The sequence below is a fragment of the Flavobacterium sp. genome (assembly GCF_046073885.1).
Lineage (GTDB): Bacteria > Bacteroidota > Bacteroidia > Flavobacteriales > Flavobacteriaceae > Flavobacterium.
Map to the genome: position 1 here is coordinate 83,540 of NZ_JBJTND010000068.1, position 6,869 is coordinate 90,408.

The following is a 6,869-nucleotide window of genomic DNA, read 5'->3' on the forward strand; positions in this document are numbered from 1 at the left end:
ACTTTTTAAATATACAACCAACACAACAATGAACAACAATCAATTATCGGACAGAATTAACAGCCTTTCCACTTCACAAACTCTAGCAATGGCAGCATTAGCAAGAGAATTAAAAGCACAAGGAAAAGATATTATTAGTTTAAGTTTGGGTGAACCCGATTTTAATACCCCCGATTTTATTAAAGAGGCTGCTAAAAAAGCCATCGATGAAAACTACAGCACCTATTCTCCAGTAGATGGGTATCAAGAATTGAAAGAAGCAATTTGTAGAAAATTTAAAAGAGACAATAATTTAGAATACAAGCCATCTAATATTGTAGTTTCTACAGGTGCAAAACAATCGTTATATAATATTGCTCAAGTTATGCTTAATGATGGTGATGAGGTTATTTTGCCTGCACCATATTGGGTTTCTTATTTTGAAATTGTGAAAATGGCAGGAGGAGTTCCGGTTGAAGTTCCTACTTCAGTAGAAAGTGATTTTAAAATCACCCCGCAACAATTAGAAGCAGCAATAACTCCAAAAACTAAAATGATTTGGTACAGTTCGCCTTGTAATCCAAGTGGATCGGTTTACAGTAGAGAAGAACTAACTGCTTTAGCAAAAGTATTAGAAAATCATCCAAATATATTTGTAGTTGCCGATGAGATATACGAACACATTAATTTTTCGGGTACTTTTTGCAGTATTGCATCCATCCCAGGGATGTTTGAAAAAACCATCACAGTAAATGGTGTAGCGAAAGCATTTGCAATGACAGGATGGAGAATTGGTTACATTGGAGCTCCCGAATATATTGCCAAAGCGTGTACTAAAATGCAAGGTCAAGTTACATCTGGAGCCAACTCAATAGCACAGCGTGCAACGATTACTGCTGTAGATGCTGATCCAAGTGTACTAAATGATATGGTATCTGCTTTCAAAAGCAGAAGAAATTTAGTGGTTGGGTTAATTAACGCAATTCCAGGATTAAAATTGAATGTTCCTGAAGGTGCCTTCTATGTATTTCCTGATGTTTCTTCGTATTTTGGAAAAACATTACGTGGAAAATTAATCAATAATGCCGACGATTTTTCAATGTATTTGTTAGCTGAAGCAAATGTTGCAACCGTAACAGGAGATGCTTTTGGTAATCCAAATTGCATTCGCTTTTCCTATGCTACTAGCGAAGAATTATTAACAGAAGCCTTACGAAGAATAAAAGAAGCCTTGGCATAATTACCATACAAATAAAAAAACCTCAAGTAATTGAGGTTTTTTTATGGATTTAAGTTCCGAATTACCCTTGCCGGATTTCCAGCAGCTAATGAGTTATCTGGAATATCTTTTGTTACAACCGATCCTGCTCCAATAGTACATCCTTTTCCAATAGTTACTCCTGGGCAAATGACAGAGTTACCACCAATCCAGCAATCCTCTCCAATAGAAACAGGTTTTGAAAACTGCATTTCTCTTCTTTCTATTGCATCAACAGGATGGGTGGAAGTGTAAATATGAACTCCAGGACCTATCAAAACATTTGAACCAATATTCACTTGTGTAGAATCGAGAACTACACAATTTACATTAAAATAAACGTTCTCGCCTGTGATGATATTATAGCCATAATCACAATGAAAAGGGGGTTCGATGTATAATCTTTTGTGTGCGTTGGGCAAAAGCTCCTTCAAGATAGCCCTCGATGTGCCATTCATCAAGTATTCGGTTACATTCAATTGATGCAATAATTTTTTTGCTTTTGCTCTTTCAGCACTGAGTTCTTTATCATTTCCAAAATAATTATCGCCTGAAAGCATTTTGTCTTTTTCGGTTTTCATAAATTACAACTTCATTTGGTCAAATATACGAGTTCTGTTTTTTTTATTTATCCGAAATTAATTTCGATTAAAAATAAAAACAAGATGTGCAAAACCATTTTGTAGTTGTAAATTTGCATCAAATAATTACCTAAAAATGAAAAACACTGTTTTACACAAAGCCAATACAAGAGGACATGCCGACCACGGCTGGTTAAATGCATACCATAGTTTTAGTTTTGCTAGCTGGTATAATCCTGAAAGAATTCAGTTTGGAATGTTACGCGTATTAAACGATGACACCATTGCTGCAGGCATGGGATTTGGAACCCACCCGCACGATAATATGGAAATTATTACTATTCCATTGGAAGGTGATTTGGCTCACAAAGACAGTATGGGTAACGCAGAAGTGATTAAAACCGGTGATGTTCAAGTTATGAGTGCCGGTACCGGAATTCAACACAGCGAATTTAATCCTAATGCTGACCAACGCACCAAGTTATTCCAAATTTGGGTGTTCCCAAAATATCGAAATGTTACACCCCGTTATCAGCAAATCACATTGGATGTAACCGAACAAAAAAATAATTTTGCTCAAATACTTTCTCCAAATGCAGACGATGCCGGAGTTTGGATCTATCAAGATGCTTGGTTTTATTTGGCCGATTTTGATAAAGATTTTACCAAAACCTATACCATTAATAAGGTAAATAACGGATTGTATGTTTTTGTAATTTCTGGAACCATTATAGTAGATGATCAAGAATTAGAAACTCGTGACGGACTAGGGATTTGGGATTTCTCCACTATTGAAATCAAAGCAACAACCGATGCCAAATTTTTACTTATGGAAATTCCAATGAATCAATAATAGTAGGAATTATGGTTCAATTTACTACTACAGTTAATGCTTCATTAGAACTTACTTGGAAAAACTTACTTGATAAAATTGATAACCCTCAAAACTTTGTTCCTAGGGTAAGTGATGTGATCATTTCCGAAAAAAACACCGATTTTGTTTTAAGACAAATGACCGTTACAAACGATATGGGCAGCACAATTTTGAAAGAAAAAATCACTTTTGAACCCTATAAAGTCCGTTTTCTTTTATTGGATCATCCTAAATTAGAGGGTTATGTTGATAATGACATCAAAGCAATTTCGGATAACGAAACTGAAATGACCTTTACAATTCATTGGATAGATAAAACAACCAAAATCGAGATTAATGATTTTGAATTGGTAAAAAATGCGGTATTAAAAACCAAAAATTATATCGAAAATTCATAAAGCTTTGTTCGTCTATTAGGTAATGTTTTAGGGGCTACAAAATTTTACTATTTTTACACCAAATAAAATTCGAGTTTAATAAAATCAATAATAAAATGAAAGCATATATATTTCCAGGTCAAGGGGCTCAATTTTCGGGAATGGGTAAAGACTTGTACGAAAATTCGGCTTTAGCCAAAGAATTATTTGAAAAAGCAAATGAAATATTGGGTTTCCGAATCACAGACATCATGTTTGTAGGAACTGCCGAAGAACTAAAAGAAACCAAAGTTACACAGCCTGCCGTATTCTTGCATTCGGTAATATTAGCCAAGACATTAGAAGATTTTCATCCAGAAATGGTAGCCGGACACTCGTTAGGCGAATTTTCTGCTTTGGTTGCAAATGGCGCTTTGTCTTTTGAAGACGGATTAAAATTAGTTTCACAAAGAGCTTTGGCGATGCAAAAAGCATGTGAAATAACACCTTCAACTATGGCAGCTGTATTGAACTTAGACGACAAAATTGTAGAAGACATTTGCGCATCTGTAGATGGAGTAGTAGTTGCAGCTAACTATAATTGCCCTGGGCAATTGGTGATTTCTGGTGAATATGGTGCAGTAGAAGTTGCTTGCGAAAAAATGAAAGAAGCAGGTGCAAAACGAGCTCTAATATTGCCAGTAGGTGGGGCATTTCACTCACCTATGATGGAGCCTGCCCGCGAAGAATTGGCTGCTGCCATTGAAGCAACCGAATTTTCACAGCCTATATGTCCAGTATATCAAAATGTAACTGCAAGCGCTGTTTCTGATCCTTCAGAAATTAAGAAAAACCTTATTATTCAATTAACAGCTCCTGTAAAATGGACCCAATCAGTGCAACAAATGATTGCTGATGGAGCCACAAGTTTTACCGAAGTTGGACCAGGCAAAGTATTAGTTGGATTGGTAAATAAAATAGATAGAGAAGCAGTTACTCACAACGCTTAATTTATCCTCTTTATAATTTAATCCCTAGGAATAGTATTTCTAGGGATTTTTTTTGGCAGTATTTTTGCTTACATTTATAAAAAATAGTGCAAAATGAAAAATATAATCCTATCCCTAGCTATCGCAACAGCTTTGGTTTCATGTAAAGAAGAAACTAAAGAAAAAGTAAAAGAAGCATCTCTAGCAGTAGGCACAGAAATGAAAGAGTCAATTGATTCAATAGCAGAAAAAGCTCAAAGCGCAATTGATACTTCAAAAGTAAAAGCAAAGGAACTTATTGAAAAAGGTGCAGAAAAAGTTGAATTGGAAGCCAAAAAAGTAAAAGAAAAAGCAGCTAAAAAAGACTAACTTCTTATTTTTTGTTCCCATTTCCAGGCACTTGCTAATGCTTCCTCCAAACTAGATTGGGTTTTCCAACCCAAAACGGTATGGGCTTTATCGGTATTGGCATAAGCAGTGACTACATCACCTTCTCTTCTGCCAACAATTTGGTAATTTAATTTCTTGCCTGAAACTTTTTCAAAGGCTTGAATTACTTCCAAAACCGAACTTCCTGTTCCGGTGCCCAAATTAAACACTTCCACTTTTTCGGTGTTTTGTTTGTTTAGCAAGCGTTGTAGGGCAATGACATGGGCTTTCGCCAAATCTACAACATGAATGTAATCACGAACTGCTGTGCCATCTGGCGTAGGATAGTCACTTCCAAAAACCGATAATTTTTCTCTTAATCCAATTGCTGTCTGTGTAATAAAAGGCACTAAATTTTGAGGAACACCAAGCGGTAATTCTCCAATTTCAGCACTTGGATGTGCCCCAATTGGGTTAAAATAACGAAGTAAAATAGAGTTGATGTTGGTTACTTTTGCAGAATCAGATATTATTTCTTCGCCAATTTGTTTTGTGTTTCCATAGGGAGACATTGCAGCCTGAATGGGAGCATCTTCAGTGATAGGCATTTTTTCGGCTTGACCGTAAACCGTACAAGAAGAACTAAATATAAAATTGGAATTAGGTAACTCTTTTAATTCTTGTAAAATATATACCAACGAATTGATGTTGTTTTCATAATAAAGTAGCGGATTTCCTACGCTTTCGCCAACAGCTTTTGAGGCTGCAAAATGAATTACTCCCGATACATCTTGATGCTTTTCAAAGAAGTTTTGAACTGCGCCTTTATCGCGTAAATCTATTTTTTCAAAAACAGGTCGTTTTCCGGTTATGTTTACGATTCCGTCTAAAACACCTTCCGATGAATTGGAAAGATTGTCAATTACCACCACCTCAAAACCTTCATTTTGTAATTCCACCACGGTGTGTGATCCAATAAAACCTAATCCTCCGGTAACAACTATTTTCATTGTATTTAGTTTACGAATTCTAAAACGCTATCTGTGATAAATTTAATTTGATCGTCTTCCAATTCCGTATGCATTGGTAACGCAATCACTTCATCACATAATTTATTGGTTACTGGAAAATCTTCTTCTTTGTATCGTGCATCGGCATAAGCCTTCTGACTGTGTAATGGAATAGGGTAATAAATAGCACACGGAATTCCTTTTTCCTGTAAATGTGCTAATAAACCATCGCGTTTTCCATTTGTAATTCGGATCACATACTGATGAAATACGTGACAATCACAAGCATCACAAATAGTTGGTGCAATGATATTTTTGTTAATTCCTAATGCCAAACTGTATTTTCTAGCCGCCTCTTGACGCGCTTTATTGTAGGTATCTAAGTGTGGTAATTTTGCTTTTAATACGCCCGCTTGTATGCTATCTAATCTCGAGTTTACCCCCACAACATCATGGTGGTAACGTTCGTACATTCCGTGATTTACAATTCCTCTTAGTTTATGCGCCAAAGCATCATCGTTGGTAAAAATTGCACCTCCATCGCCATAACATCCTAAGTTTTTAGAAGGGAAAAACGAAGTTGCTCCTACATGTCCAATAGTTCCAACTTTCTTTTTAGAACCATCTTTAGAAGAATAGTTTGCACCAATAGCTTGCGCATTGTCCTCAATTACATAAAGGTTATGCTCTGCTGCAATTTCCATAATCGCATCCATATTGGCTGCACGACCAAACAAATGCACCGGAACAATTGCTTTAGTTTTTGGAGTAATTGCTTTGCGAATTCCTTCTAGCGAAATATTCATATTATTAATATCCACATCAACTAATACCGGAGTCAATTGCAACAATGCAATTACTTCTACTGTAGCCGCAAAAGTAAAATCGGCCGTAATTACTTCATCTCCTGGTTTTAAATCCAATCCCATCATTGCAATTTGCAGCGCATCGGTCCCATTTGCACACGGAATAACATGTTTTACTCCCAAATATTTTTCTAAATCAGCTTGAAATTGGTGAACTAAAGGTCCGTTTATATAGGTGTTTGTGTCTAAAACCTCTTGAATAGACGCATTTACTTCGGCTTTTATTTTTTCATATTGACTTTTTAAGTCAACCATCTGTAGTTTTTTCATGTCATAAAAATTGGAAACACAAAAGTACACTTTTTCTTATTATTTGTAGCGAATCATAGAGCTTTTTTGCAAAGATAGTTCCTGCTTTCGTCTATAGTCTTGCTTGAGTCAAGCAAGCGCTACCGTCTCAATCAGGGCTAGGAGAGAGAGATTTCGAAACTATTTTTTGTTTTTTTAAGAAAAAAGTTAGGATAACAACCTTCATAGAATCAAGGGGTTAAAAAGTAGAAAAGCAAGAGTTGCATAAAAAAGCGTTATTTTTTTTGATTTTCTGTAGTAAAATAGTTGCAGGATATAAATAAAAGCTTACCTTTGCC

8 protein-coding genes are annotated in these 6,869 nt (G+C 35.7%); 5 read left to right on the forward strand and 3 right to left on the reverse strand.

Annotated elements, in window-relative coordinates:
• Positions 1-28: 28 nt before the first annotated feature.
• A complete protein-coding gene (locus ACKOWY_RS09475) occupies positions 29-1,219 on the forward strand; it encodes a pyridoxal phosphate-dependent aminotransferase (protein WP_408941198.1) in 1,191 nt (396 codons plus the stop codon).
• Positions 1,220-1,260: 41 nt separating this feature from the next.
• Here the strand turns inward: ACKOWY_RS09475 and ACKOWY_RS09480 are convergent, their stop codons facing one another.
• Positions 1,261-1,818 (reverse strand): sugar O-acetyltransferase, encoded by a 558-nt coding sequence (locus ACKOWY_RS09480; protein ID WP_408941199.1) that lies wholly within the window; start codon positions 1,816-1,818, stop codon positions 1,261-1,263.
• Positions 1,819-1,954: 136 nt separating this feature from the next.
• Between ACKOWY_RS09480 and ACKOWY_RS09485 the strand changes: the two genes are divergently transcribed.
• The 4 genes from ACKOWY_RS09485 (at position 1,955) to ACKOWY_RS09500 (ending at position 4,406) form a co-directional block, all read left to right on the forward strand.
• Positions 1,955-2,671, forward strand: coding sequence for a pirin family protein (locus ACKOWY_RS09485; RefSeq protein ID WP_408941200.1), 717 nt, complete (start codon positions 1,955-1,957; stop codon positions 2,669-2,671).
• A gap of 11 nt (positions 2,672-2,682) precedes the next feature.
• Positions 2,683-3,090, forward strand: a complete 408-nt coding sequence (locus ACKOWY_RS09490) for an AtaL-like protein (protein WP_408941201.1) — start codon at positions 2,683-2,685, stop codon at positions 3,088-3,090.
• A 95-nt stretch (positions 3,091-3,185) separates the two neighbouring features.
• Complete coding sequence (gene fabD / locus ACKOWY_RS09495; RefSeq protein ID WP_408941202.1) at positions 3,186-4,058, forward strand: ACP S-malonyltransferase; 873 nt, start codon at positions 3,186-3,188, stop codon at positions 4,056-4,058.
• A 93-nt stretch (positions 4,059-4,151) separates the two neighbouring features.
• Positions 4,152-4,406, forward strand: a complete 255-nt coding sequence (locus tag ACKOWY_RS09500; protein WP_408941203.1) for a hypothetical protein — start codon at positions 4,152-4,154, stop codon at positions 4,404-4,406.
• Here ACKOWY_RS09500 and galE read toward each other — a convergent pair.
• Together galE and ACKOWY_RS09510 are read right to left on the reverse strand one after the other, a co-directional pair.
• Entirely contained in the window at positions 4,403-5,416 is a 1,014-nt protein-coding gene (galE, locus tag ACKOWY_RS09505; protein WP_408941204.1) for a UDP-glucose 4-epimerase GalE, read from the reverse strand. The two genes, ACKOWY_RS09500 and galE, sit on opposite strands and share 4 nt — an antisense overlap.
• Before the next feature lie 5 nt (positions 5,417-5,421).
• Complete coding sequence (locus ACKOWY_RS09510) at positions 5,422-6,552, reverse strand: DegT/DnrJ/EryC1/StrS family aminotransferase (RefSeq protein WP_408941205.1); 1,131 nt, start codon at positions 6,550-6,552, stop codon at positions 5,422-5,424.
• Positions 6,553-6,869: the final 317 nt, after the last annotated feature.